Source organism: Spirosoma aureum (genome assembly GCF_011604685.1).
In the GTDB taxonomy this organism is placed as follows: Bacteria; Bacteroidota; Bacteroidia; order Cytophagales; family Spirosomataceae; genus Spirosoma; species Spirosoma aureum.
In genome coordinates this window covers 3,276,784-3,302,913 of the sequence record NZ_CP050063.1, presented here as the reverse complement: position 1 = coordinate 3,302,913, position 26,130 = coordinate 3,276,784, and the positions used below count along the sequence as shown (strand labels likewise).

General features: G+C 48.0%; 19 protein-coding genes. 12 read left to right on the top strand and 7 right to left on the bottom strand.

Translation table 11 applies throughout. The features are described from left to right. Positions 1-1,017: 1,017 nt before the first annotated feature. The 4 genes from G8759_RS13080 to G8759_RS13065 all read right to left on the bottom strand — a co-directional run bounded on the left by G8759_RS13080 (position 1,018) and on the right by G8759_RS13065 (position 8,696). On the bottom strand, positions 1,018-3,501 hold the full coding sequence (locus G8759_RS13080) for an alpha/beta hydrolase family protein (protein ID WP_167208611.1): 2,484 nt from the start codon (positions 3,499-3,501) through the stop codon (positions 1,018-1,020). A gap of 75 nt (positions 3,502-3,576) precedes the next feature. Next, the gene (locus tag G8759_RS13075) at positions 3,577-4,059 is read right to left on the bottom strand and encodes a DUF4843 domain-containing protein (protein ID WP_162385486.1); all 483 of its coding nucleotides are present in this window, start codon (positions 4,057-4,059) and stop codon (positions 3,577-3,579) included. A gap of 40 nt (positions 4,060-4,099) precedes the next feature. Then, positions 4,100-5,551: a RagB/SusD family nutrient uptake outer membrane protein gene (locus G8759_RS13070; protein WP_167208609.1), complete on the bottom strand. Its 1,452-nt coding sequence runs from the start codon at positions 5,549-5,551 to the stop codon at positions 4,100-4,102. A gap of 25 nt (positions 5,552-5,576) precedes the next feature. Next, entirely contained in the window at positions 5,577-8,696 is a 3,120-nt protein-coding gene (locus tag G8759_RS13065) for a SusC/RagA family TonB-linked outer membrane protein (protein ID WP_167208607.1), read from the bottom strand. A 507-nt stretch (positions 8,697-9,203) separates the two neighbouring features. On the opposite strand from G8759_RS13065, the gene G8759_RS13060 reads away from it, so the two are divergent. Continuing rightward, complete coding sequence (locus G8759_RS13060; RefSeq protein ID WP_167208605.1) at positions 9,204-9,395, top strand: hypothetical protein; 192 nt, start codon at positions 9,204-9,206, stop codon at positions 9,393-9,395. Positions 9,396-9,656: 261 nt separating this feature from the next. Here the strand turns inward: G8759_RS13060 and G8759_RS13055 are convergent, their stop codons facing one another. The 3 genes from G8759_RS13055 to G8759_RS35680 all read right to left on the bottom strand — a co-directional run bounded on the left by G8759_RS13055 (position 9,657) and on the right by G8759_RS35680 (position 10,646). Next, positions 9,657-10,079 carry a DUF1801 domain-containing protein gene (locus tag G8759_RS13055; RefSeq protein WP_167208603.1) on the bottom strand — a complete coding sequence of 141 codons (423 nt, stop codon included), beginning with the start codon at positions 10,077-10,079 and terminating at the stop codon, positions 9,657-9,659. Between the two features lie 121 nt (positions 10,080-10,200). Further along, positions 10,201-10,440 carry a YdeI/OmpD-associated family protein gene (locus G8759_RS36375; RefSeq protein WP_394353311.1) on the bottom strand — a complete coding sequence of 80 codons (240 nt, stop codon included), beginning with the start codon at positions 10,438-10,440 and terminating at the stop codon, positions 10,201-10,203. Beyond that, positions 10,359-10,646, bottom strand: coding sequence for a DUF1905 domain-containing protein (locus G8759_RS35680; RefSeq protein ID WP_197933122.1), 288 nt, complete (start codon positions 10,644-10,646; stop codon positions 10,359-10,361). The genes G8759_RS36375 and G8759_RS35680 overlap by 82 nt, the downstream gene beginning before the upstream one ends. A 364-nt stretch (positions 10,647-11,010) precedes the next feature. Between G8759_RS35680 and G8759_RS13045 the strand changes: the two genes are divergently transcribed. The 11 genes from G8759_RS13045 (at position 11,011) to G8759_RS12995 (ending at position 26,068) form a co-directional block, all read left to right on the top strand. Then, the gene (locus G8759_RS13045; protein WP_167208601.1) at positions 11,011-11,430 is read left to right on the top strand and encodes a response regulator; all 420 of its coding nucleotides are present in this window, start codon (positions 11,011-11,013) and stop codon (positions 11,428-11,430) included. Positions 11,431-11,550: 120 nt separating this feature from the next. Then, complete coding sequence (locus G8759_RS13040; protein WP_167208599.1) at positions 11,551-11,733, top strand: hypothetical protein; 183 nt, start codon at positions 11,551-11,553, stop codon at positions 11,731-11,733. Between the two features lie 393 nt (positions 11,734-12,126). Further along, on the top strand, positions 12,127-12,759 hold the full coding sequence (locus tag G8759_RS13035) for an ABC transporter ATP-binding protein (protein WP_167208597.1): 633 nt from the start codon (positions 12,127-12,129) through the stop codon (positions 12,757-12,759). After that, positions 12,759-13,889 carry a hypothetical protein gene (locus tag G8759_RS13030; protein ID WP_167208595.1) on the top strand — a complete coding sequence of 377 codons (1,131 nt, stop codon included), beginning with the start codon at positions 12,759-12,761 and terminating at the stop codon, positions 13,887-13,889. The genes G8759_RS13035 and G8759_RS13030 overlap by 1 nt, the downstream gene beginning before the upstream one ends. Positions 13,890-14,085: 196 nt before the next feature. Continuing rightward, on the top strand, positions 14,086-14,379 hold the full coding sequence (locus G8759_RS13025) for a hypothetical protein (protein WP_167208593.1): 294 nt from the start codon (positions 14,086-14,088) through the stop codon (positions 14,377-14,379). A gap of 217 nt (positions 14,380-14,596) precedes the next feature. Beyond that, entirely contained in the window at positions 14,597-17,941 is a 3,345-nt protein-coding gene (locus tag G8759_RS13020; RefSeq protein ID WP_232074236.1) for a SusC/RagA family TonB-linked outer membrane protein, read from the top strand. Positions 17,942-17,960: 19 nt separating this feature from the next. Further along, entirely contained in the window at positions 17,961-19,409 is a 1,449-nt protein-coding gene (locus G8759_RS13015) for a SusD/RagB family nutrient-binding outer membrane lipoprotein (RefSeq protein WP_167208591.1), read from the top strand. 222 nt (positions 19,410-19,631) lie between these two features. Beyond that, positions 19,632-21,836, top strand: coding sequence for a penicillin acylase family protein (locus tag G8759_RS13010; RefSeq protein ID WP_167208589.1), 2,205 nt, complete (start codon positions 19,632-19,634; stop codon positions 21,834-21,836). A 33-nt stretch (positions 21,837-21,869) separates the two neighbouring features. Beyond that, a complete protein-coding gene (locus G8759_RS13005; protein WP_167208587.1) occupies positions 21,870-23,513 on the top strand; it encodes a TldD/PmbA family protein in 1,644 nt (547 codons plus the stop codon). A 111-nt stretch (positions 23,514-23,624) separates the two neighbouring features. Further along, on the top strand, positions 23,625-24,941 hold the full coding sequence (locus tag G8759_RS13000; RefSeq protein ID WP_167208585.1) for a TldD/PmbA family protein: 1,317 nt from the start codon (positions 23,625-23,627) through the stop codon (positions 24,939-24,941). Between the two features lie 35 nt (positions 24,942-24,976). Beyond that, positions 24,977-26,068, top strand: coding sequence for an alpha/beta hydrolase family protein (locus G8759_RS12995; RefSeq protein WP_167208583.1), 1,092 nt, complete (start codon positions 24,977-24,979; stop codon positions 26,066-26,068). The last annotated feature ends 62 nt before the right edge of the window (positions 26,069-26,130 follow it).

The window sequence follows — 26,130 nt, the reverse complement described above, 5'->3', positions numbered from 1 at the left end:
CGATAAAACAATTTAGTAATTGACTACAATCTTAGCCAAGATTGGCCAGATAGCACGTATATTACCAATAAATCCTATTAGTCGGACCAGTAATGCTACAAACTGAATGTCGATTTTTAGTATTGAATCAGGACCATTAAAGCCTGAACAAAAGTAAGACTGATACATTGTGTATCTAATTCCGAACACAAAAAAAAGCATACATAGAGTTATGTATGCTTTCCGTTTTCTTAACCTAGAATTTAGTCAACCCTCAAACACTCCATTGAATCAGGTCACGCCAATGATCTGATTCAACTTAAAAGCGCGAGTGTGGCTATTTGCAAAAGACCAACTTTCATACCAAATCATCAAACAACTGATAATTAGAAAGTTGCAAATTTAGGACACAAGCTCACCGTACGATTCTGGACAACTGGTGTCCGTTTTGGTACAATTGTAGAGTTGTTGCCTGTATTTCCCGAAGTCTTTGCATAAGCCAGTTGCCTACGGATAGCTTTCCTTATCTGTAGACGGCTGGTACCTACATTTTTCGATTAAGATTCTAGACTTTCCTAGTCTGTCTGCATAAGGTCTGCAGATTTGTAACTCTGGCCAATTCAATATCTGTCCTGTTTGGTCTACTTCGGTCGACGGGTGATTCGTTAGGAATACAGTCTCGTTGGCCGTTAAATTGGGAGCAGTAATGATCATCATCTCTTCCTGTTCGCTCAGCCGTCCTTACAACAAACAATATTGCTCACTAACCTGTCTGGTAAACTGAATCTTTTGATCAGAGGTAAAAAAAACGCCCGTAATAGAGCAACATCAGTAGGTATTTATTATCGCAGATAAGTACTTGACAATTCACCGTCAACAGCCTTAAGTAATGCCCACAGTTGGCGATGAAATCACGAAACAGGAAGTTATTTGTAAAAACAGGCAAGCTGATAACCCATAAAATAGCCAAAGAGCCGAGTAGTCAATAACTTTTTAGTTACTGACTTCCTCGACTCTTTGGCTACTTCAACTAACTAGTTACTTTCCTCCGCCCACCTTACCAGCTTTGTTGGCCTGCCCGGCAGCGGCTGGATTCTTGACGTATTTATCCAACCAGCCGTTCATCTCCCATAGCATGTGGAGCAGCGATTCTTTAGCATCGTAGTGATGGCTCTCGTAAGGCAGGAAAACCAGGCGAGTTGTTGCACCGAAGCCTTTTAGGGCGTTATAGTACCGCTCCGACTGGATCGGGAATGTACCCGTATTGTTGTCTGCTTCACCATGAACCAACAGAAGGGGCGTCTTCATCTTATCGGCATTCATGAACGGCGACATCTTGTTGTATACCTCCGGAGCCTGCCAGTAGCTGCGTTGCTCGTTCTGGAAACCGAATGGTGTCAATGTGCGGTTATAGGCACCACTGCGGGCAATACCACCTTTAAACAGTTTACTGTGAGTCAACAGGTTAGCCGTCATGAACGCACCATACGAGTGACCGCCCACGCCTACCCGGCTCGAATCGACAACACCCAGCCGAACACCTTCGTCAATAGCCGCTTTGGCGCTCGATACTAACTGTTCGATATACGTATCATTCGGTTCTTTATCGCCCTCACCTATAATAGGAATGCTGGCATTATCCAGAATAGCATAGCCCATTGTTACAAACGCAGCCGCACCCCAGAAACTGATCCGGTTGAACTGATAAGGTGAACCCGATACCTGACTGGCCGCTTCTTTGCTCTTGAATTCAGCAGGATAGGCCCACAGGAACGTTGGCAGCGGACCCTGTTCTTTCTTATAACCGACTGGTAAATACAGTGTGGCAGTCAGTTCGACCCCATCCGTCCGTTTGTAGCGCAGTTGCTGTTTCTGAATCCCTTTCAGTTGCGGATAGGGATGAGGGAAGAACGTCGCCTGAACGGGAGCAACACGGGCTTTGAGATTGCGGACAAAATAATTGGGGCTCTCATCAGGCGTTTCCTGAGTGGTCAGGATGATCTGTTTAGCCGCATCCAGTACAGCAATTGGCCGTTCGAAATAGGGAGCTGCTGAGCGCCAGAGTTCCTTAGTCTGCTTGGTTTTCAGGTTGAGCAGGCTCACAAATGGCCGGTCGCCCTGGGGTGATGCACCCTGAATGTTGAGCATCAAAATTTCGTCGTTGGGCAGCAGGTTCAGCACCTCACGACCATATTTGTTCTGTTTGGTATCGGGCTGGCCAGGATTGGTGTAACGATCTTCGTACGAACGATCAAACAGAACAGCGGTTTGCCAGTTGCCCGGATTGACCGTTTTCGTGATTGTTTTGCGATTCTGCCACCAGCGTTCGGTCGCCAGAGCCATCGTCTCATTACCCCAATCGAAACTTTCGAACCGGAACTGAGCCGCATAAATCTCTTTGGGTTGTGCCGAGAAAGGAGCATCCAGCAGAAAAACTTTATCCCGAATGTCTGCCTTTACTTTAGGATCGCCATTGTCCTGAGCCACCGTGTAGTAAACCGAAGCGGGTGTATCGGAACGCCAGTTGTAATCTCGTGGACCGGTAGGAACACCGTCCCGGCTGTAGGCTACACTTTCCTGCAAAGGACCATCGTTCAGGGTTTTCACCAACGAGCCTGCAATCGCATATACTTCCGTTTTCAGCGGAAAACGGCGAACAGGCACCAAGTACGAAAACGGTGTATGTACCATCTCGATCATCACATACTGGCCGTCTGGCGACGGTTCTGCAGAGAGAATAATTCCTGGCTGACCAATGTTTGTGGCGACCCCATCCAGGCTCATTCGAACGACCTGAGCATTCGTGTAATATGCAAACTGCCGCTCGTCAGACGGATTTTTGAGCAAGTCCTGATAGGTAGGGGCCTGTCCACGTTTGCCGCCAACGTTTTCCTGAGTAGTTGGGCTGCTTGGCACACGGCTAACTTCGGGAGCAGTGCCTCTTGTCGGCGAAATCGTCTTGACGATCAGGCTTTTACTGTCCGACACCCAACGATATGGAATACCCAACGTGGCGTTGAGAGCCAGTGAGCCAACTTTTTTTGCGGTAGCCGTGGATACATCCGCAATATAAAAGTCGATCTGAGTATCGGTCGAATTGGCGAATGCAATCTTGGTTTCGTCGGGCGACCACTGTACATAGCTAATCTGAGGTGTAGACGGTAGGCCGGTAATGACTTTTTCGTCTTTATCCGTCAGTTTTTTCAGCTTCAGACCCGTTATATAGGGCATTCGGCTAGGTCCACTGTTTGCAGGATTCAGGCGTAAACCTGCCAGTTTGAGTTCGGGTTGCGACAATTCGGCAATCGTAGGAACTGACGCCTGTTCGAAGATAAGCATCATGTCGCCCTTCGCCGACATTCTCACTGTTGGCGTAGGCGGTACGGTTACCAGATCGGCCAGCACTTTGGGCGGAGTCTGGTAAGTGGGAGCATCCTGCGCACGGCTAACGAGCGAAAAGGTAGACCCTAAAATCAGCCAAAGCCACAGACTTTGGCGTGCCATACTTAGGTTATAACGCATATAGAAATCGATTGTGTTAGGTTAATTGAGTTAAAATGAATTACGATTAGCGGTTAAAAACTGCGGGCTACTTCCTTAAAATGAAATTCGGTAGCCTACTTTCTTATAATTTTCGTTCGGGCTAATGTCCGACCCATTTCCTTCCAGAGTCAGAACCAGATCAACGGTTTTGGTAGTCGTTGACGTTGGTGGTGTGCCGTTCAAAACCTCGACAACACAATTCCCCAAACTAGAATTTGCAGGAATGGTAAAGGTCCCTCCTTTCAGGTTATAATGTACCCCTTCAACAGCAGTCGTATTGTCTTTATCGACCGAAAATTTAATAACTTCCTCTTTACTACGTTGTGGCCCCACCAGATTCACCTGTGTGGTCTGATTGCCAGCCCCATTCTTAATGGGTAACAGCGGGTACGTTTTCCCAACGGCCAGTGAGGTAACAACCGTAGCCTGAAATTCAACAACCGTTTTTTTATTCCACAGGAAATCACTTTCCTCAAAGCAGGAGGTCTGTGTAAATAGGATAAACCCTATCAGCATGAAACGCAGGAGTGTTTTCATAGCAAAGTAGTAATAGTGTTAAGAACACTGAGTCAGTGGCTCAGTAGTTATAATTTTGTTTTAGCTTGGGATTGTTGTTGATTTCGGCAATCGGAATCCGGGCCAGAATGCGATAATCCGTGAACGGAACCGTTGTGGGCAGTTTGACAATGTCGCGGCCCAGTCGTTTCAAATCCCAGAAGCGATGTCCTTCAAAAGCAAATTCGAGTCGACGCTGTTTAATGATTTCGTCCAGTAAAGCTGCACCTGTCAGGGTGGTTTTTTCGGCTAAACCCGACCGCGTCCGGATCGTATTCAAATCTTTAATGGCGTCAGCTTCTTTTCCTAAGCGATAATACGCTTCGGCCCGGTTGAGGTACATTTCCGAAATACGGATCACCGGAACATTGTCGAGGTTGATGGTACCATTCTTACCCAGAAACTTCGTCGTTTCGGTGTTTACAGCACCCCGTCCGCTTGTTCCCAACTCATAGAGCTGCCGACGAATGTCCAGTACAGCGCCCGACGCATCTTTTTCTGACTCTAAGTCGGCCAGGAGTGCCACGGTCGGTACCAGATCGCCAAAACCACCCGTCGTTGTGCGGTTTCCAACGGCCGTTAATGTCGTAAAGGTTGTTTGTAGCGACGTGTTAACGCCGATATTTTCACTCGTTTGAAAGTTAATTTCAAACATCGATTCGGGGTTAATAGCCGTTCGCCAGCCAGCAATGTAATTGGCCTTCGGCTGAAATGTACCGATCCCGGAAGCTAAGGCTTTGGTTGCAAAATCAGCGGCCTCCTGGTATTTCCCGGCATAGAGTGCTACCCGTGAATAAAGTGCCTGAGCAGCCCCCTGTGTAGCGTAGATCGGCCCTCTTGTTTTAGCCGTAGCGCTTAGTTTTTCGATAGCAGCCGTCAGGTCGGCCAGGATCTGGGTATATACAGCATCCGTAGTTGCCCGCTCCGGATAGGTTACCTGAGGCAAGGTTAATACCCCTGACAAAATCAATGGAACACCACCCCGATTATAATCACTGATGGTGGCTGTTGGCATGTACGCATAGGCTTTAACCAGGTCGAAATACATCAAAGCCCTGAGGAACAGGCACTGTCCCTCATACGAATTGCGTAAGGCATCGGTCAGCTTAACTTTAGTCAGTGCGTCGAGAACCAGATTAGCCTGGTTAATTCCGTAATAGTCCTGAGTCCAGTTAATCATGTGCGCACCCGACTGATTCTGGTACTCTGGCACAAGCCGGCTTGAGTTGTTGGTAGCCCGCCCGTTGTCGGAAAGAGCCTCAGGAAGCGCAATCAGATCACGGCCATACAGATCCGTACTTTGCAACGCATCATAAACCGCGTTGACAGCCGCATTGATGGCTTCCTGTGAAGTAAGAGCCGTTCCGGAATCGATCGATGTCCTTGGTTTCACCTCAATTAAACTACTGCAGGCAGCAAGTCCGCACGTCATAATAGCCGTGGCCAGCACCTGTTTAAACGTGTATAGTTTCATAATCGGAATGTCAAAAGATAAAGAATTAGAAACCTACCTCAATCCCAAATGTGTACGTCTTTGACTGGGGAATAGCACCCGTATTACCTGATCCGAAGTTCAGGAATTCGGGGTCGTAGCCGGTCCATTTCGTCCAGGTAACCAGGTTGGTGGCCACAGCGTAAAGGCGGATATTCTGAATCACCTTTGTACGGGTAAGGATCGCTTTCGGTACAGTATAGGCTAGCTGCACCTGCTTTAAGCGGATGTAGGAAGCATCTTCAATGGTACGGCTCGTACTGGAAACATACGATGAACCCAATACTTCGGCTCCTCCATTATACGGCCGGGGAACATCAGTGATCTGGCCGGGTGCGAGCCAGCGATTCTCGTACGTCGATACCAGCGTGTTTACATTTCGGGTTCCATCATCGATCAGAGAAAGTCCTTGAGAGTTGTTTGCCCGGCGACCAAACTCATACTGAAAGAACGCGGTCAGTTCAAGTCCTTTATACGAGATCTGGTTTCGAAATCCACCGTAGATGTTCGCAAAATCGGATCCGGCGTATTTCGAATCGCGTGGAGTCTGGTAGGTATAAACGATGTTGCCATTCTGGTCATACCACATAGCGCGACCTGTTGCAGGGTTTACACCCGCATACAACGGCACATAGTTCGCGTAAACAGGCTTGCCGACGATGAAATTCCGGGTAGTCGTCGTGTTACCTGCCTGAACGGCAGCAGCTAACAAAATAAGGCTGTCTTTATTGGCCTGGGGCGATATACCATCATACAGTTTGGTAACCTTATTGTCGATAACCGAGAAGTTGAAACTAGTCTCCCAGCGAAGGGCTGAGTTTCTAAGCACATCAACGGTAATCTCTGTTTCAAAACCCCGGTTTTTCAACTGACCTGCATTGAAGGTAATTGTGGTGAAGCCACTGGTATTGGGAACCTGACGCTGTAACAATAAATCGTTGCTGGTACGATCGTATACGTCAAACTGACCACGAATCCGGTTATTCCATAATCCGTATTCCAGTCCGGCAGCCAGTTCGGTGTTGCGTTCCCATTTCAGATTGGGATTGGCAAGACTATTGGCATAAATACCACTACCACCGTTATAGTTCGCTCCACCCGTATACAAACCTCTTGAGTCGAAGTTGCCAATCTGGTCGTTCCCTGTCGATCCAAAACTGGCTCTCACTTTCAATTCGGTCAACACATTATTCCCTTTCAGGAAACTCTCATCAGAAACCAGCCAGCTCGCCGAAACAGAGGGGAAGAAACCAAAAAGATTGTTAGCGCCAAAGCGGGAAGACCCATCGTAGCGGCCAATAAGCGACAAGAAATACCGGCTACTGTAGTTGTAATCAACCTTCCCAAACACGGATGCCCGACGATAACCCGTCCAGGAGCTCGACATGGCGGTATAGTTGGCAGCTGCCGAAATATACTGGAAGTCGGATGTTGGGAATCCAGTAGCCGATCCACTCGTTGTATTTCGGGTATCGCTCCGGTACTCGACCCCCGCCAGTGCATTAAAGGAGTGGCTACCAAACTGATGCCCGTAAGTCAGGGTAGCATTGGTGAGAAAGTTTACGTTCTCGTCATTTTGAAACTGGGAGCGTCCCTGCACACTATACGCATCCTGAATACGAGGATCTGCGTAATAACTACCTTTTATGAGACGATAATCCAGATTGACCGTCGGCCGGAATATTAATTGAGGAGTTATTTTATACGTGAGGGCCATTGTGCCAATCAGCTGATTGGTGACAGCGGCAATTTTGGCCAGATTAGCTGACAGAATAAAATTATGACTAAGTACCCCAACGGCATTGCCAGTAGCGGGTGTATTGGCATACGTTCCATCGGCATTGTAAATGGCATTGGAAGGCACCATCAGCGGTCCCCCAAAAGCGGCCGAGCCCAGAAAGCCCCCTCCATTGGGTGATGCATACTGTCCGCCCTGTGTTGTTGTGCTTAGGTTAAGTGACTCCTCAAAGTGTAATTTTTCCGATAGTTTCTGACCCAGCCGCAGGCTAGAGGTAAAACGCTTGAAATTGACCGCGATGACGTTGGCATCCTGCGTATTATAAGATGACGACCAATGGAATGTATTGCGATCGCTACCACCCGACAGCGAAACTTCATAATTCTCAACCCGACCGCTCCGCATAGCGGCTCGCTGCCAGTCATAGGTCTTCAGCGTATCGACAATACCCTGTAACTGACCTTCACCCAGATTGGCTGTGTTATAGCGCAGAATACCCAGCACCTGTTGCAGGGCCCAAGTCCGATTTTGCGTTGGGTTTGCATTCATAAATGCCTCTGTCCGCATGTTTACCCAATCCTGAGAGTTAAGTACGTCGAAGTACTTGATCGGCTCAACAACACCCTGATAATGGTTAAACTTGATCTGCGTCCGACCGGCTTTCCCTTTCTTGGTCGAGATGATAACGACCCCATTGGCAGCCTGTGAACCATAGATAGACGCAGCCGCAGCATCCTTTAATACCTCGATGGATTCAACATCATTCGGATTAAGAAAATTAAGTGGATTGGAACTGGCGAAGCTGTTTGTGTTTTGGGTGTTAAGCTGTACACCATCGACGATATAGAGCGGTTCATTACCCGCCGTAATCGACCCTACTCCCCGAATACGCACCTGCATGGCACCACCAGGAGCGCCATTGGCCGATGAAATCTGTACACCGGCTATACGCCCTTGCATGGCCCGGTCAACACTTTGCGAGGGTACGTTCTGAATTTCGCCCCCTTTGATTTTAGAGACAGCCCCGGTTACTTCCCGTTTGCTTAGCACACCCCCATACCCCGTAACGATTACTTCTTCGAGTTCACTATCGGAACTCTGCAATTGCACCGCAATGCTGCTGCGGCTTCCCACTTCAACTTCCATCCGGGCAAAGCCAATCGATGAAACCACCAGCGTGGGTTTGCCCGATACCGCTAAACTAAAATTACCACTGGCATCAGCTGTGGTACCCCGTGTTGTTCCTTTAACCGTTATACTGGCCCCTGGTAATGGGCCGCCGTCATCGCTGGATGTTACGCGTCCTGTAATGACGCGCTCCTGAGCATACGCTATGCTCATTATATTCAGCAGTATCAGTAAGAGGTTGATGAGTAGTTTTTTAATCATTTCACAGGTCTGGCTAAATTCTTCTACTAAAAATAAGCCATACCTTTTTTATAATTAGAATTTTATACCAACAATATATCATAATGCCAATTTTTGTATTGCAAATGATAATTTTTGCAAAAACAAAAATCAGGTTTATACTTTATACCTACTAATTCAGGAAGTGATGTAAACAGACTTGAAATTTTACTTTATTTCAGTACCTAGGTATTTCCTGATACGATTTAGTTCCTCTTAATCAAGGCTGTGCATAAACCAAGCTCGACTGGCGGGTTGAGTAACTCCGACCTCTGCACTGAAACAAGTCCGACACTTATCTTTTAGGCCATCACAATCTATCGACCCGACTTTACGCCTGTCGACTTTATGAAGAATCTGTTTCTTCTGGATAAAAATCGACGTAGTCAACAACCGGCTGCGCCTGACCACGAAAAGTATATGAATTCGTTTGTTTCCCCAGCCTCCTGTTCGGACGACTAATAGTTTATAACGTTAAAAGAACACGCCATGAAACCTCAATTAATCAGATTTGCATCGAATTACGTCTTTCTTCAGGTGTTCGGCTGGATCATAGCCAAGGATGGCCCTGTACCTGGTATTGATCCGTACGGACCTATTACCATAGCCGCTCAAGCAGTGGGTCTAACTATTTTCCAGTCCCTTACGGAACGACGTGAGACAACCATCGTACAGGAATGAAAAACGTTCTTCTGTATCATAAGCCTGGTTAGTTGACCAGGCTTTTTTGTGTTTTACTGAGCAGGCAACCCTAAAATACTACAAATCAATAAATTACACCTACCACGTCAATATCTTTCACGTTTCCGTTGTTGGCTGGACATTCTTAACCTTTAGAAATAGCTATGCAATTGGTTAGGCTCGGGTGGAGGTAGAGCTGAGAACAGAGCGTCTTTTCAACTCTATCTGACGGGATGGCCTGAACTACGTTCAGACAACGAATCAACTGTTGTTAAACTGATTTCTGATGTGATCAATAGAGTCGAGGATCAACTGGCTCACTATATCCATGTCAATATCGTCCAGTTTCTGAATGTAAATACACCCTTTCCCTGCTTTGTGTTTGCCTAATTGTTGTAGTAATTCCTGTTTTCGGTCGAAACTGGTAGCCAGGTATAAGGTTATTCCAGTTGATCTGGAAGCCAGCCCGGTTAGCGGGGCATCGCCTTCGTGCCCGCTTTCGTAGCTATAATGATAGCTGCCGAAGCCGACTATTCCGGTACCCCACATTTTAGGAGTAAGTCCTGTTCGTGTCGTAATTTGCTTAATAAGCTCAGAACAGTCTTTGCGTTTTTTCTCCTCAGGAATAGCGTTCAGATAATCCTCTACGCTATTCTCATTTTCGGTCGTTTTGTTTTTTGCCATGGGCTTAGTCTCTTTTATACTTAAGAGGTAGCAATTAAATCGCAAGCCTGTTTAACCAATTGTAAATCCTGCTGAACGATCGGTAAGCGCGTCATTTTGCCGTATTATACGTGACTGTATGCTAGGCTTTTCCCTCTTGCAGCATGGCTACCGATGCTACGATCCGGCGTTGTCGGGTTTCAATGCTCTTTGCTTGCTCAATCAGGAGCACGTGACGACATTGATTACTAAAGGAGAGTTGCTCAAAAAATACCTTGGCCTGCGCATTTTCAGTTAAAGCTACAGCAAAATCGGAGGTAAGAATAACCTCCCGCGACTCAGTATCCACTTCGATGCTGATGTCGACTTCATCCCCAGCCATAACGCCAGCCCCCTTCCGATTTCGGCACTAACGCCTATCATGAATTTTCCTGCCATTACAGCGATACTACTTCGGTAGGTATAGCCATTGATGGTAACCAGCACTGGCGGGCGTTTACCAGCGCCCAGACTGATCACGACTTCATCTGGCACCTGAATGCCCGTAGCCGTTTTACCATGAGACTGAACTGTAGCACGGAATCGCATCAGTTCTTGTTCAATAATAGTTGATCATCAAAGCCAGGTTTCGCCACCGAGGCAAAGATAGGCTTTTGCCAGAATTAGCCTTTCAGTTACTCATAAGGCTCAACCACAGGTAACGGATAAAGTGGTCGCTTCACCACCTACAATTAGCAGAATGATTTTAATGGAACCGTATGGCTGGATGGCATTACGGCTATAAATCGCCCGTTGGTAGAGCGCAGTCCATATGACCGTTTTTCTGGATCGTAATTAATTCAGATCCAACCAAAATCAATTTGTAACTTTAGCTGACACACTTTTCAACAGTTGGACTATCACTGCAGTTGTATCGACTAGAGACTTACAGATTCGCTAAATTCATTAAGCCATGAGCTTTAATCCAACTAAGGGAGGCTTACTGGTTGTCGAAGACAATCTGGAGCTGTGGTTGCTACTGAAAGACGCTTTATCCCTGTCCTTACCGGAGATAGAGGTTGTTCATGCCTCTACAGCCCAGGTCACCTTGCGGTATTTATACTGTATTGGTGATGAAGAATATTTACCCCAGCTGATTTTACAAGACTTATACCTGCCGAAGAGGAGTGATGGCATAGGCTTACTAAATCAGCTCAAGCAACTCGATTCACCCTACTGGCAGATTCCGGTTGCAATTATGAGTGCATTTAGCGATCCGGATGATATTGTCGATGTGTACCATTTAGGGGCCGATACGTATCTGGTTAAGCCCACGAGTATGGATGAGTGGATAGCCTGCCTACGCGGCCTGCGTAGTTATTGGAACGTATAGAGTTGATACCTAAACGCAATGAATCGCGTTATCTACGGACCATATACACAATAAAACACAAAGCCAGGCCATTATTAACCGAGATTTACGTTATCTGTAGTGTATCCCAAAATAGCAGGTATGAGCGCTGACAAGAAAGAAGTTCAAAAAGGTGAGATTGATTTGACTATCGTACTGGCAACTGGCGTTGGGGCTGGAATGCTTGGTAGCTGCGCTGGCATTCTGGGCGGCACCATTGGTATGATACTTGGAGCAATTATTGGCTATTGGGCACAGACTTGTGTAAGAAAACCTCAGTGCTGATCAGCTACTAAAAATAACCATCAATAAACCCAGGTCAGAAATGGTCTGGGTTTATTGATTAAAGAAAGCCAGGTTAAATCAGGCAGTAGTTAAAAGCGTCTTTTTCTCCCATAGAACACCTCTCTGCTGGCCTGTCCTCTTAACCAACCTTGGAGCCGTTTATGTAATTATATAAACGATGTGGCCAGCCACGCTTGACATTTGCTCAAAAGGAATAACGCTCAGCAACCGTGGCACCCCTGAGTGATAGGTCTATTTAAGCTATCATCACTTAAAATTTGTAGCAATTTGTGGTTACCACGGTCAATGACTGGGTATCCCTAAGCTCGTATTTCCTTAACTAAGTGAAGCTTTGTTACTATGATTTCAAGATGAGCCTATTCTACTAAATCAATGCTGACAATCAACGGTTTTAAAAAATCCTATAATGCAACTACTGTCCTTCACATCGATCAGTTGGAGATTGATGCCGGGATTTATTGGATTAGAGGTGAAAACGGGTCGGGAAAAAGTACATTCTTAAAAGCACTTGCCGGAGCTATCGCCTTCGAGGGCGATGTGCTACTTCATCCTCAGATCAGCCTTAAAAAGCAGGCTGTAGCGTACCGAAAACGAGTGAATTTCGCGGAGGCCGAACCTATTTTCCCTGACTTCTTAACGGGCCTGGAACTCATCCAGTTGTTTAGCTCAGCAAAAGGAGGTTCAAAAAAACAGCAGAATGAGTACATAGAACGTATGAATATTGAGTTGTTTGTCAATGATCCGCTACGAACCTATTCGAGTGGTATGCTCAAGAAGCTTTCCCTGGTCATGTCTTTTATAGGCAATCCTACCCTCATTTTATTGGATGAACCGCTAATTACCCTGGATACAGATGCTTTATCGACCCTTTATTCCTGGATCGGCGAAATAAATCGTCAACAGGGGGTCAATTTCCTTCTATCGTCTCACCAAACACTGGAAAGCGAGCAGTTGCCTGTTCTCAAAGAAATGCTCGTGGAGCAGCAAACAATCAAATACGCCTGATGCGTTACCCGTTAACCAGAGTTTTACTGAAAATGGTGGTGGTAGGCTTCTACAGAGTCCATACCGGCCTTATCCTTACCCTGTTCTTGTTTTTTTTTATTAATTTCTTTTACACAAGTGTTCTCAATCAAACGCATCTCACCAAAGACCAGATTACACTTAATGCACTAAAGCTAGTACTTACTTCGGTTAGCGACCCAGTTGGAATGCTGCTTCTTTTTGTGATCTGGCTTTTTTACACGCTTAAAAGCAGTAAGTATGTTGCCAGTCAATTGAAACTTGCCTCCTACCAGTTTTTATTTTATAGTAGCAATGCCTTATCTCGTAGTAAGCTAGTACAAACCTGGTTCATCGTCCAGCTTATTATATCAATCCCAATTATTACGTTGGGCTTGTTTGCCGTTACGATTGGGGTGATTTTCGATCATTACCTCATTCCGTTTCTTATTCCGTTTTATTTGTTGGCGCTCATTTTCGGTAATGCGCTCTACTTCACCCATTTAGTCAATAACCTGGCCAACGAGGATCAAAAAGCGAATGTACCCCAATTTATAAGACATTGGCCGAAGCCCTTTTTTAGCCTGTTTCTGTATGAAATTATAGATAGCCGGAAACTTACGTACGGGGTCACCAAGCTCATTTCAGGCCTGATTATCAGCCTTATTTATGTTTTATTTCTGGATTTGCAGCCAGACATCCGCATTCCGGAACTACTTATTTTAAGTGTGATCCTGACGCATATGGTACTGATTTATCAGGCGAATGAGTTTGATCTCACGTATCTACGTTTTGCCCGTAACTTTCCCTATAGCCCCAGTCGTTTATATTGTCAGTTCATCCTATTTTTTCTTCTGTTACTAGTACCTGAATTCGTTTGGGTTTTTCTTGTCTACGATCCTATTACCAGCACAACGATTTTACTGTTGGGGTTAAGCACTGCCTTATTATTTCGAACCCTCCTCTACGGGTTAGCCACAGGAATGAGTAACTATCTACGGTTCATCTTTTGTTTATTCCTAGTCTTATCACTAGCCATACTGTTTGGCGGCCTATGGGTGTTGATCGTTACGAATCTGATTAGTTCGTTCTGTCTGCTCTATTTTCATCGTTCAAAGTCGCTGGATAGTTAGTAGGGCAATTCCCATACCTTAAAACCAGCAGCCCAAAAGTGGAAATCTCACTCGCTGCAAACCTCCGCCCCCACCAGGATTAGAAAGCAGCCTGATCGATCCCTACCTGTTTCCGGCACTCAAGCGTAAAAAAAAAGCCTCTGGGGGTACCCTTGCTATCGGCACGATTGTCCTATGGATACTAATCGAAAGTCCTATGGAAGAAAGCCAATTCATGGAAAACCTGGTTGAACGTTACCTCACCAATCGGGCAACAGAGAGTGAACTGGAGGTATTTATGGATTTACTTAAGCAAGGGAAACTGGATGAGATCATCAAATCCTACATGGACCGGGAAGATGAGTCTTTTGAGAAACCTATCTCAGAATCATCGTTCTCGAGCGTCTCAAAAATCTGGCAGCAATGGCTGCAACTAGCAGCTACTGTATCCCTGGTCTTTTGTAGCTTTTCCGGGTTCAGCGTCATCGAATGCCCTGTGGAACTGACTTAGTCGGTACAGCCTACTGGGCATTTTTGCCGTCGAAAAACGCGAGGTAACCGACGTGATTGCTCGCTGCCGGGATATAAAAGCTGGCCAGTTAATAGACCGATAAAGAGCTGACTGTTCGACCAATACTTTTATTTCATTACGATGATCCGTGCTCTTTCCCCAAGAGCATTGGAAAGATTTTTCCTCAATACAACCACTAACTAACTGATTAAGAGCAATGAGATTATCGCTACACAGGAGACTGCGGATCTTGGTTTGTCTGGCGGTCCTGGCGTCGATGGTAACGACAGCCGAGGCACGGAACCGATTCGTTGACAAAGACGGCCACAGGTATATCGGCCCGCAAACTGATTCCGATAAAACACCCCGACGAACACAACCCTCTGAAACCACCAGGGTACGGGCAGCCATTACGATCAAAGGGAAAGTAATTGCTCAGGAGGATCGGATTTCGTTGCCAGGCGTCAATATTTCGGTGAAAGGTACTACAACCGGAACCACCACCGATGCCGATGGAAATTATACGATCAACGTTCCTTCTCAGGAAAGCACGCTGATTTTTTCGTTTCTGGGCTACATCCCTCAGGAAATTCCGGTCGGTAATCAAACGACCATCAACGTGACGCTGGCCGTAGATTCTAAAGTGCTGAACGAAGTGGTCGTTACCGCTTTAGGGTTTAAAGAAGAAAAAGATCGGCTGGGCTCTACCCTATCGACCGTCAAAGCCGAAGACATCAAACGCTCCGGCGAAACGGGGGTTATCAACGGGTTGGCGGGTAAAGCTGCGGGTGTATTGATTTCCCGTTCGACGGGCGATCCAGGTGCCGGTTCGTATATCCAGATCCGGGGCCAAAATACGATTACGGGCTCGAACCAACCGCTGATTATTATTGATGGCATACCGATCAGCAACAGTACCAGTGGTGATTCGCGCTCGGGTGTAGCGCAACAGTCGCGCCTGAATGACATCAATCCGGAAGATATTGCCACCATGCAGGTGCTAAAAGGTGCTTCGGCAGCGGGCTTGTGGGGCTCCCGTGCTGCCAATGGCGTTATTGTCATTACGACAAAACGGGGGGCAACGGACAATAAACTGAATGTCAATTTTAGCTCCACGGTTTCCTTCGACAAAGTCAACGTGTTGCATCCGCTGCAGGAAGCTTATGGTCAGGGCTCCGGTGGAGTTTACAATGCGACCACCCAATATTCCTGGGGCGACAAAATCGCCAATCGTACGGGTGGTGAAGACGTTGTGAACATGAACGGTGCCCGTTTTGAGTCGTATCAGGGAAAAACGTTTTACCCGATCATCACAAAAAACTCCAAAGAGATATACAACGATGCGCGCCGGGATGCCATTTTCCGAACTGGTACTTATTACGACAACAACATCAGCCTGAGTGGCGGGAATGATAAGGGCAACTTTTACCTAAGTCTGGGCAATCTGAATCAGAAAGGAATTTTTGCGGGGCAAAGCGATTACAAGCGAAATTCGGTTCGATTCAATTCCACCCGCCAGTTCAATAACATCGTTCGGGCGTCAACGAACGCCAACTTTATCCGCACAACGTCTAACCGGATTCAGAAAGGCGATAACACAAGTGGTCTTTATATTGGTATGCTGCGGTCGTCCCCCGATTTCGACAGCCGCTACTGGAAAGGAAGCTACTTCGCATCGCCTACCGCAGCCGCCATTCGGAATCGCCAGCGGTCGTATCGGAATTATCTGGGCGCTTCAGCGAATCCAAGCTATAACGATCCGCTCTGGACCATCAATGAGTTGACTAACTTGTCTGAAGTCGATCGGTTGATCATGAATTCGGAATTAGTAATCACGCCGAAAGATTGGTTCAGTATTACGGCTCGGGGTGGTCTGGATACGTATAACGACCGCCGGGTAACCACCAACCCCGTGTCTTCGGTCGTCAACTCGGGAGCGGGTCAGTATGAGCAGCAAATCATCAAGGAAACCGAGCTGAATCTGGATGTGATTGGTCGCGCCAGCAAAGATTTTGGCGAAAATCTGACAAGCACGCTGATCGTTGGGTTCAATGTCAATGATCGCAAGTACAACAGCTTAGGGGGCTTGATGAACAACTTTATTCTGGAAGAAGCTCCCGCCAACTTTGCCAACTCCACCGCAGCCAACAATTATCCGTACAATACAGAATCGCACCGCCGGACGGCTCGACTGTATTCTACCCTGAATCTGGGATTATTTAACCAGCTGTACGTCAACGGGTCTCTTGCCAGCGAGTCAGGATCAACATTCGGAAGTGCTTCTAAATCGACGTTCTATTATCCATCCACCGACGTGGCCTGGCAGTTCAGTCAATTACCTATTTTCCGGGGCAGTCCGCTGTCGTTTGGTAAACTGCGGGCTTCATACGGCATTGTAGGTATCCAGCCTGAGCCGTACCGAAATACGACACCCTACATAACTGCGTCCTTCACCAGTTGGGCAACTACGCTGACCGGTTCAGGCTATGGTGGCGCTTACGTAGAAAGCGCTACCCAGGGCGATCCGAACCTGTTGCCTGAGCGCAAAACTGAGTGGGAAATCGGCGCTGATTTCCGGCTATTCAAAAATAAGCTCTCCATTGGCTACACCTATTACCAAAACCACATTCGGGATTTGCTGCTTCAGGTATCGTCGGCTGGCTCGACTGGATACAGCCAGAAATACACCAACGCTGGTAGTATGGAAAACAAGGGAATGGAGGTCGACTTCAACCTGAACCTATTGCAGAAAGAGGATTTCCAGTGGAATGTTTTTGCGAACTGGAGTCGTAACCGCAACCGGGTGACTGATTTAGGAGGTACCGACATTATCACCTTTACGGGTGGAGCCCTGAGTACGGTTGCGCACGTAGGCGACGCGCTTTCGGCTTTTTATGGTGGGGTATACCAGCGCAAAGCCAATGGCACGATGGATCTGACAGAAACCGGTTTTCCAAAGTTAGGCACAACGCTGGGCATTGTGGGCGATCCGAACCCCGATTGGCGCGGTGGCTTCGGTACGAACCTCTCCTACAAAAAACTGTCGCTGAATGTCCTGTTTGAAACTTTTCAGGGTGGCGATTTTTACGAGGGAACGCGCGGGGTATTGGTCAATTTTGGCACTTACGCTGATGTTGGCAATGAAGTGACACTGGCGCAGGATATGTACAACTACGCCGGAACCCTGTTCAAGGCAGGAACGACGCTGCGCGGCAACGTTGCCAATTACGGCGGAGGACCGGTTCTGCTCGATCAGTCGTTTTATACATCACTGGGAGGCCACTCGGGTCAGCTAACCGAACAGTTCGTTCGAGATGGCAGCTGGACACGGATTCGTGAAATCACTCTTGGCTATCAGTTAAGCACACCGGGTTTCCGCAAGAAAACGAAGCTGGAATCCGTCAATTTTTCCCTTACTGCCCGGAACCCTGTTCTCTGGACTAAAGTGGTGGGTATTGACCCCGAAACCAACGTATCGGGAGTTGGGAATGCTCGTGGGGTGGATTACTTCAATAATCCCAGTACAAAATCCCTGGTCTTCAGCCTGCGAATCAACTACTAATTTAATCAACAGCAATCCAATGAAACTACGCTATAAAGCCATTTTTGCTGTACTAATCGGTCTGGCTTCGTCATCCTGCGAGTCGCTGGTGTCCGACATGAACCAGGACCCAAACAATCCAACCGACGCGTCAGCCGACTATCTATTTACGGGCACTGAGATAGCGCACATTGCGGCTCAGGAAGGCATGGCCAGCCGACTCACCATTGTCTGGACGGGCTACGGATTCGGTAGTTTCCAGCAGTTCGGCACCTGGGGACAGTACCAGATCACAGCTGCTAATTTTGACGACGACTGGAACCTCTTCTATACCGGCGTCAACAAAAATGCGGTACGAACCCTCGACAAAGCGAATCAGCTGGGCAACCGCGTTATGGCGGGGATCACCAAAATCATTCAGGCGCACAGCGCCGGTACAGTCACTGAGCTTTGGGGTGATGCACCCTTTACCGAAACGGCGAATACGATCACCTACAAAAATCCCCATTTCGAGACACAGGCGGAGATGATTCCGAAGCTCATTGCGCAGCTCAATGATGGCATTGCGGATCTGGAATCGGGAATTGGAACCGTCGGCACCAAAGACATCTTCTTTAGTGGTGATATCACGAAGTGGAAGCAGGTTGCCAATACGCTGAAAGCCCGTCTTTACCTCGATTTAAAACAGTACAATGAGGCTTACACGGCGGCTACGGCGGGCGTCAGTACGTACGCAAACTCCATGTATGCCACACATGGCACAACGGCCAGCGTGAATGAAAATCAGAATTACAGTTTCCTGACCAACATTCGGGCGGGCAGTATAACCGCCGAAGGTGCTTATAATGCGGAACTGCTGAACCCAGCCAAAGCGGCTACCTATCGCGGAAATGCCAAAACGAACGAAACGGCCCGCTTCAAATTTTACTACCTTGAAAATGGGGTCAATGCACCGGGTGTAATTGAACCAAATACGCTGACAACGACCGCTAACCGTGGTTTTTTTGCACGGGATGCCAGTTTTCCGCTCGTAACTTATCAGGAGAACATTCTGACCCTGGCTGAAATGGCCCTGCGTTCGGGAAAGGGAGTTGACGTGGCTCTCGCTCACCTGAATGCGTATCGGAGCTTCCTCAATGGGGGCGGATACCTGCACGCGACCTATAAAGTGGCGGGCACCTACAAATATGACCCCTACGTTGCCGCTGATTTTGCTGCTGGCGGTATCGAAAACAAAGATGGCCTCCCGGCTGATAAGGCTCTGCTGCGGGAAATTCTGGAAGAGCGGTATGTCACCTTCTACGGTCAGCACATTGGCTGGGACGATGAGCGTCGCGCCCGCGCCGAGGGATTAGGCGTTAAGCTTAAACCCAATAACGGCAGTCAGCTTCCGGGCCGTTTCATTTACTCCCAGAATGAACTGAATTCAAACCCCAATAGCCCCCGTTCAGCACCAAGTTTGTTTGATGCGGTATCCATCTATAAGTAGATGTGATGTACTGAATATGCTAACCGGCATTACCGGATGAGCAGGACTTTTGAATCCTGCTCATCCGGTAAAGCCGGTCAGAAAGAGAGCTTCGTTTAACCGACGCCAACGATGTGATCTCCCAGTTTATGAGAACGTCTGGGAGATATCGGCAAATTGTTATCAAGCCACCGTTTTAGCTATATTCCTGCATGGATCTGCTGAAATTAATACCGGAAAGAAATGCATTATAAAGTCTATTCTCTGTTTATCTTCTTTGGCCTATGGGTCAGCTCAGCCGTTGCTCAGTCAACCTTTTCTACCCAGGAAGTCAAGTCGCTGCAAAAGCAGGCAAAGGGTATTGAAATCGTTAAAGATACCTATGGCGTTCCCCACGTATATGCCAAAACGGATGCTGATGCTGTATTCGGGGAGATGTACATCCAATGCGACGAGTTTTTCGATAAGGTAGAGAACTCATTGATTACCCGCCTGGGTCGGCTGTCGGAAACCGAAGGAGAAGGGTCTATTTACAAAGACCTCTGGACGCGCATGTTCATTGATTCGACCCAGGCCGTTCAGTTGTACCATAAAACCCCCGACTGGCTCAAAAAACTCTGCGATGCCTACGCTGGCGGTATCAACTACTATTTGATTACGCATCCGGCCGTCAAGCCCAAGCTGCTTACCCGCGTAGAACCCTGGATGATTCTGATGAACAACGTTCCCGCTATGGGAGGAAGCAACGTCAGCGAAGCCGATTTTAAAGCATTTTATCTGAAAGAAGCCGCCCAGCTCAGTACGGGTAGCCGGAGTTTCACGGCCGAGCCACCCAAAAATGATGGGTCCAATGGTTTTGCATTAGCACCTTCCCGCACCCAGAGTAAAAAAGCGATGCTTTTCATTAACCCCCATGCCGAATACTACGGGCGGATCGAAATTCATCTGGTCAGCGACGAGGGATTGAATTCATACGGTGCTCCTTTTCTGGGGCAATTCAATATTTTTCAGGGCTTCAACGAGTTCTGCGGCTGGATGCACCCCGTTTCCCTTTCCGATGCAAAAGACTTATACGCTGAAAACGTCGAATGGAAAAAAGGGAAGCTAGTGTATCGCTACAATGGCATCTGGAAACCGGTCGATAGCACGACGCATGAGCTTCGCTATAAAAAAGGCGATACATGGGCAACCAAGAGATTCGTAACGTATCGCACACACCACGGCCCGGTTGTCTATGCAACGGCTACCCGCTGGATTGCGCTGAAAACCTACGAACCCAATATCGAGCTACTGGGCATGAACTGGCTGAAAATGAAGGCCAGGAACATGAAGGAGTTTAGCAGTGCCATCAACGCACGGGCCATGGTGGGCAGTAATATCGTGTACGCCGATAAAGATGGTAACATTGCTTACTGGCATGGCAACTTCGTTCCGAAGAAAAACCCACTGCTCGACTGGCGACGCCCTGTCGATGGCACGACGTCGGCTACCGAATGGCAGGGAACGCATGATTTAAAAGAAATTCCCCAGTACATCAATCCCGCAAACGGCTGGATACAGAACTGTAACTCAACACCTTTATATGCCACGGGCGTATTGGATACAGTGATGCTGAAATTGCCCACCTACATGCTGCCCGATGGGCATACCCCACGCGCGGTTCACGCGGTTCGGGTACTGACACCGTTGAAAAACGCGACAATGGACGATGTCATTAAAGCCTCGTACGATGGCTATCTGCCGAGTGGCGAACGGTTTATTCCGGGTCTGATCGCATCGTACAATTCAACCGCGAACGACTCGCTGAAAGCGAAACTGGCTCAACCCATTGAAACGCTGAAAAAATGGGATTTTAAAACCGATACGAATTCGGTAGCGACCACACTGACTGTACACTGGCTGGAAAAAATCATTCAACTGGATATGGCCCGATTGGCGAAACCTGCCACCACGGAGGAACAATACTCGCTTACCAACGGAGCTGCGGTCACGACCGAATTCATTTCACCCCTGGAGCAGCTCACGGCGCTGGCCCAGGTCGTCGCTGAACTTGAAAAGGAGTTTGGCACCTGGCAGGTTGGCTGGGGAATGGACAATCGTTTTCAACGAACGACGGACAAAGAGCCGAGTGATGACAAACTTAGCTGGGGCGTTCCCGCTACTCCCGGCTTTATGGGTTCACTAAACGCCTATGTCAGTAAAAAATCACCCAAAACGCATAAACGCTACGGCATTACGGGCAACACCTTCGTGGCTGCGGTAGAGTTTGGCGATAAGCTCCGGGCCAAAACCATTCTGACCGGTGGGGCCAGTTCTGATCCGGCGTCGCCACACTACATCGATCAGGTGAAAGGATACATCGATGGCACTTACAAGGAGATCTATTTCTATAAAGACGACGTGTACAAACACGCCGAAAAAATCTACCATCCCGGCGATATACAGTAACCAAACCTCAACCTTACCAGTCCCTTGTTCTCTATGAAAAGACGTGATTTTGTGAAATTATCCGGTTTAGGCATGGGCGCTTCGCTACTGCCTGCCGGACTGGTCGCTGGTCACCGGATATCGGCCGAAGATCTGCTGAATTCGGGGCCAGACACGGCAGTCAAGAAGCGCATGGCCGACGTGGCGCTCAATGCGGCCAAAAGCAAAGGCGCTACGTATGCCGATGTACGCATTGGCCGGTATCTCCGCCAGTATCTGTTTACCCGTGAAAACAAGGTACAAAACATTGTCAATTCCGAGTCGTATGGCATCGGAATCAGGGTGATTGCCAACGGCACCTGGGGATTTGCGTCAACAAACGAGATGAAACCCGAAAGCATTGCCCGGTGCGCCGAAGAAGCGGTCGAGATGGCAAAAGCCAATGCTGAGATTCAACTGGAACCGGTTGTACTGGCTCCGCAGAAAGGTGTAGGCGAGCAAGTCTGGAAAACACCCATCAAGAAAAATGCCTTTGAAATCCCGGTCAAAGAGAAGATCGATCTGCTGATGGAAGTGAACGGAGCCGCTCTGAAAAATGGTGCTTCATTCGTTAACTCCAACCTCTTCTTTGTCAATGAGCAGAAATATTTTGCCTCTACCGATGGCTCGTATATTGATCAGGACGTACACCGGATGTGGCCTACGTTTACGGTTTCGGCCATCAACAAACAAACTGGCCGCTTCAAATCCCGCGACGCGCTGAGTGCACCCATCGGCATGGGTTACGAATACCTCTCGGACAATCCGGCCGAGAAAATTATCGTCCCCAACGGCCCAACGGTCTACCGGTATGCGTATAACATGATCGAAGACGCCACTGCAGCGGCCTTGCAGGCAAAGGAAAAGCTTACGGCCAAATCGGTGCCCGCCGGGAAATACGACATGATTCTGGACCCCTCTAACCTGGGTTTGACCATTCACGAATCCGTCGGGCATCCGCTGGAGCTTGACCGCGTACTCGGCTACGAAGCCAATCTGGCCGGGACAAGCTTTGCCACGATGGAAAAGCTTCAATCAAAAAGCTTCCAGTATGGCAGCAAAATCGTGAATCTGAAAGCGGATAAAATTCAGCCGAATACGATGGGGCTGGTTGGCTACGACGACGAAGGTGTTCCCTGCAAACAGTGGGATCTGGTCAAAAATGGCGTTCTGGTCAATTTTCAGGCTACACGCGATCAGGTTCATCTGTTGGGCGAAAAAGAATCGCAGGGATGCAGTTTTGCCGAAAGCTGGGATAGTGTGCAGTTTCAGCGGATGCCAAATGTTTCACTCCAGCCACACCCGGAAAAATATAGCATCCACGACATGATCAAGGATACCGAGAAAGGTATTTACATTCTGGGGCGTGGGTCTTCGTCCATCGATCAGCAACGTTACAATTTCCAGTTCAGCGGTCAGCTTTTCTATGAAATCAAGGATGGTGCTATTGTGGGTATGCTCGATGATGTAGCCTACCAGTCGAACACCCAGGAATTCTGGAACTCCTGCGCCCGCATCTGCGACAAAGACGATTATCGGTTATTCGGCACCTTCTTCGACGGAAAGGGACAACCGGGTCAGGTCAGCGCTGTTTCGCACGGATGCCCCACTACACGATTTAATGGCGTGAACGTAATCAATACCGGACGGAAGATTTAAACCAGTTCACGGTTTTCAACGAGCCTATTTTCAGCATACAAAATGGTTTCCGACAAGTATTGAAAACGCCCTCGCAGAAAACGTATAAACCCACAAACTGAAAACTAGCACATGGCTATTTTATCGCAGGAAGAAGCCAGGAAAATCATTGACAAGGTTTTGAGTTATTCCAAAGCCGACGAAATGAAAGTTGAATTAACCGGAGGACGGTCGGGCAATATTCGCTTTGCCCGTAACTCGGTGTCCACCGCTGGCGCAACCAATAACCTCTCATTGTCCGTAACGGTGGTGTTAGGCAAACGAATCGGTACGTCTGACATCAATGAATTTGACGATGCCTCGCTGGAAAAAGCGGTCCGTCGAGCTGAGGAAATGGCCCGGCTGGCACCCGAAAACCCGGAATACATGCCCATGCCGGGGCCGCAAACCTACGCAAAACCCCAGGCTTTTGTGGAGACGACAGCCAACATGAAAGCACCGGATCGCGCTAAGCTGGCCGGTGCCAGTATCAAATCCATCATGGCCAGCCAGTTGAGCGGTGCCGGATTTCTGGAAGATTCGTCCAGTTTTAATGCCATCGGGAATAGCAAAGGGCTATTCGGCTATCATAAAAATACCAGTGTCAATTTTTCCCTGACCATCCGAACGCCCGATGGAACCGGATCTGGCTATGCGGCTGGTGATTACAACGATGTAACGAAACTGAATACAGGCTCGTTGACAGACATTGCCATTCAAAAAGCAAAAGCATCGCAAAAGGCTGCCGCTCTGGAGCCAGGAAAATATACGGTCATTCTGGAACCGTTGGCTGCTGGCGAGTTGATCCAATTTATGATCCGTGCGATGGATGCCCGCACAGCTGATGAAGGCCGCAGCTTTCTGAGTAAAAAGGGGGGTGGAACCCGGCTCGGCGAAAAGCTGCTCGATGAGCGGGTAACCATTTATTCCGACCCTACAGATGTGCAGATACCCAGCTCTCCATTTTCGGCCGAAGGCTATCCCCACGAACGAGTGACGTGGTTTGATAAAGGAGTCGTAAAAAATATGTCGTATTCAGCCTTCTGGGCGAAGCAAAAAGGGGCTAAACCGCTACCGGAGCCGTCGGGATTTGTCATGTCAGGCGGTACACAATCCTTAGCCGAATTGATTAAAGGAACGGAAAAAGGCATTCTGGTCACCCGCTTCTGGTACACCCGCTGGCTGGACCCGCAAACGTTGCTGTATACCGGCCTGACCCGCGATGGAACCTTTTACATCGACAAAGGCCAGATCAAACATCCCGTTAAAAACTTCCGATTCAACGAAAGTCCGGTTATCATGCTCAACAACCTGGAAGCACTTGGCATTCCGGAACGTACGCGGGGTAATATGGTTCCTCCCATGCGAATCCGTGACTTTACGTTCAGCAGCCTTTCCGACGCGGTTTAACTCAATCTTTATCAATCCTTCTCTTTTTATTACCAATGAAAAAAATTACCGGACTAGTCCTGTCGTTGTTTGCAGGAACAATGCTTTATGGCCAGACGAGGGCCCAAAACCCGGAAGCGTCTCAGATTACTGCGTTGCAACGGCAAATCGCTGGCATGCAGCATCAATTCGATGCGCTCGATAAAACGATCGACGATCTTACCTGGAGCCAACGTCTGGGCGACGCCGTTCTGGTCGACAAAGTCATTATTACTGGTCCACCACCAGCTGTCATCAAAAATCCGACTGGCCAGGGAGCCAAGAATCCAGTTCGTTTTTCGGCCTATGTGTTCATTCCTTCCAGGATTGACCCGTCGAAAAAATATCCGTTACTGGTGCTACCGCATGGCGGAGTACATAGTAATTTCAATACGGCCTATGCACACATCATCAAAGAACTCACCGCTCAGGAATATGTAGTCATTGCGCCCGATTACCGGGGTAGTACAGGTTACGGCCAGGGATTCTACCAGCTCATCGATTACGGCGGACTGGAAGTCGAAGACACTAAAAGCTGTAGAGATTACATGCTGCAAAACTACGATTTCATCGACAAGAAACGGGTTGGTATACTAGGCTGGAGCCACGGCGGTATGATCACGCTTCTCAATCTGTTCAATTACCCTTCCGATTACGCAGTTGGCTATGCGGGTGTGCCCGTAAGTGATCTCATTGCCAGAATGGGCTATAAAAGCCAGAGCTATCGCGATGCGTATTCGGCGGATTACCACCTCGGCAAGTCGGCCGATCAGAACGTCGAAGAATACCGAAAACGCTCTCCGGCCTGGAATGCCCAGAAACTCCAGACACCACTGCTCATTCATACCAACACGAATGATGAGGATGTAAACGTGCTGGAAGTCGAACATTTGATCAAATCGCTCAAAGCCGAAGGAAAAAAGTTTGACTATGAGATCTACAAAGAAGCGCCGGGCGGCCACACTTTTAACCGGATCGATTCGTACGGAGCCAAGGAAAGCCGGATGAAAATCTATGATTTCCTGGCACAATACCTCAAGCCCAACAAGAAATTCAAAGACGTTAAAGAACTGATCGAAGCCAGCTACTTCCCGAAGCAGGGGAAGTAATCAGCTAAATAAAACACGGTTTCGTATGATATGGTAGTTTACTGGTTTGTAGCCATCCCAAT

Coding starts and splice junctions, on each gene's coding strand:
- G8759_RS13080 (WP_167208611.1), bottom strand. CDS start 3,501: ATGCGTTATAACCTAAGTATGGCACGCCAAAGTCTGTGGCTTTGGCTG.
- G8759_RS13075 (WP_162385486.1), bottom strand. CDS start 4,059: ATGAAAACACTCCTGCGTTTCATGCTGATAGGGTTTATCCTATTTACA.
- G8759_RS13070 (WP_167208609.1), bottom strand. CDS start 5,551: ATGAAACTATACACGTTTAAACAGGTGCTGGCCACGGCTATTATGACG.
- G8759_RS13065 (WP_167208607.1), bottom strand. CDS start 8,696: ATGATTAAAAAACTACTCATCAACCTCTTACTGATACTGCTGAATATA.
- G8759_RS13060 (WP_167208605.1), top strand. CDS start 9,204: ATGAAACCTCAATTAATCAGATTTGCATCGAATTACGTCTTTCTTCAG.
- G8759_RS13055 (WP_167208603.1), bottom strand. CDS start 10,079: ATGGCAAAAAACAAAACGACCGAAAATGAGAATAGCGTAGAGGATTAT.
- G8759_RS36375 (WP_394353311.1), bottom strand. CDS start 10,440: ATGGCTGGGGATGAAGTCGACATCAGCATCGAAGTGGATACTGAGTCG.
- G8759_RS35680 (WP_197933122.1), bottom strand. CDS start 10,646: ATGCGATTCCGTGCTACAGTTCAGTCTCATGGTAAAACGGCTACGGGC.
- G8759_RS13045 (WP_167208601.1), top strand. CDS start 11,011: ATGAGCTTTAATCCAACTAAGGGAGGCTTACTGGTTGTCGAAGACAAT.
- G8759_RS13040 (WP_167208599.1), top strand. CDS start 11,551: ATGAGCGCTGACAAGAAAGAAGTTCAAAAAGGTGAGATTGATTTGACT.
- G8759_RS13035 (WP_167208597.1), top strand. CDS start 12,127: ATGCTGACAATCAACGGTTTTAAAAAATCCTATAATGCAACTACTGTC.
- G8759_RS13030 (WP_167208595.1), top strand. CDS start 12,759: ATGCGTTACCCGTTAACCAGAGTTTTACTGAAAATGGTGGTGGTAGGC.
- G8759_RS13025 (WP_167208593.1), top strand. CDS start 14,086: ATGGAAGAAAGCCAATTCATGGAAAACCTGGTTGAACGTTACCTCACC.
- G8759_RS13020 (WP_232074236.1), top strand. CDS start 14,597: ATGAGATTATCGCTACACAGGAGACTGCGGATCTTGGTTTGTCTGGCG.
- G8759_RS13015 (WP_167208591.1), top strand. CDS start 17,961: ATGAAACTACGCTATAAAGCCATTTTTGCTGTACTAATCGGTCTGGCT.
- G8759_RS13010 (WP_167208589.1), top strand. CDS start 19,632: ATGCATTATAAAGTCTATTCTCTGTTTATCTTCTTTGGCCTATGGGTC.
- G8759_RS13005 (WP_167208587.1), top strand. CDS start 21,870: ATGAAAAGACGTGATTTTGTGAAATTATCCGGTTTAGGCATGGGCGCT.
- G8759_RS13000 (WP_167208585.1), top strand. CDS start 23,625: ATGGCTATTTTATCGCAGGAAGAAGCCAGGAAAATCATTGACAAGGTT.
- G8759_RS12995 (WP_167208583.1), top strand. CDS start 24,977: ATGAAAAAAATTACCGGACTAGTCCTGTCGTTGTTTGCAGGAACAATG.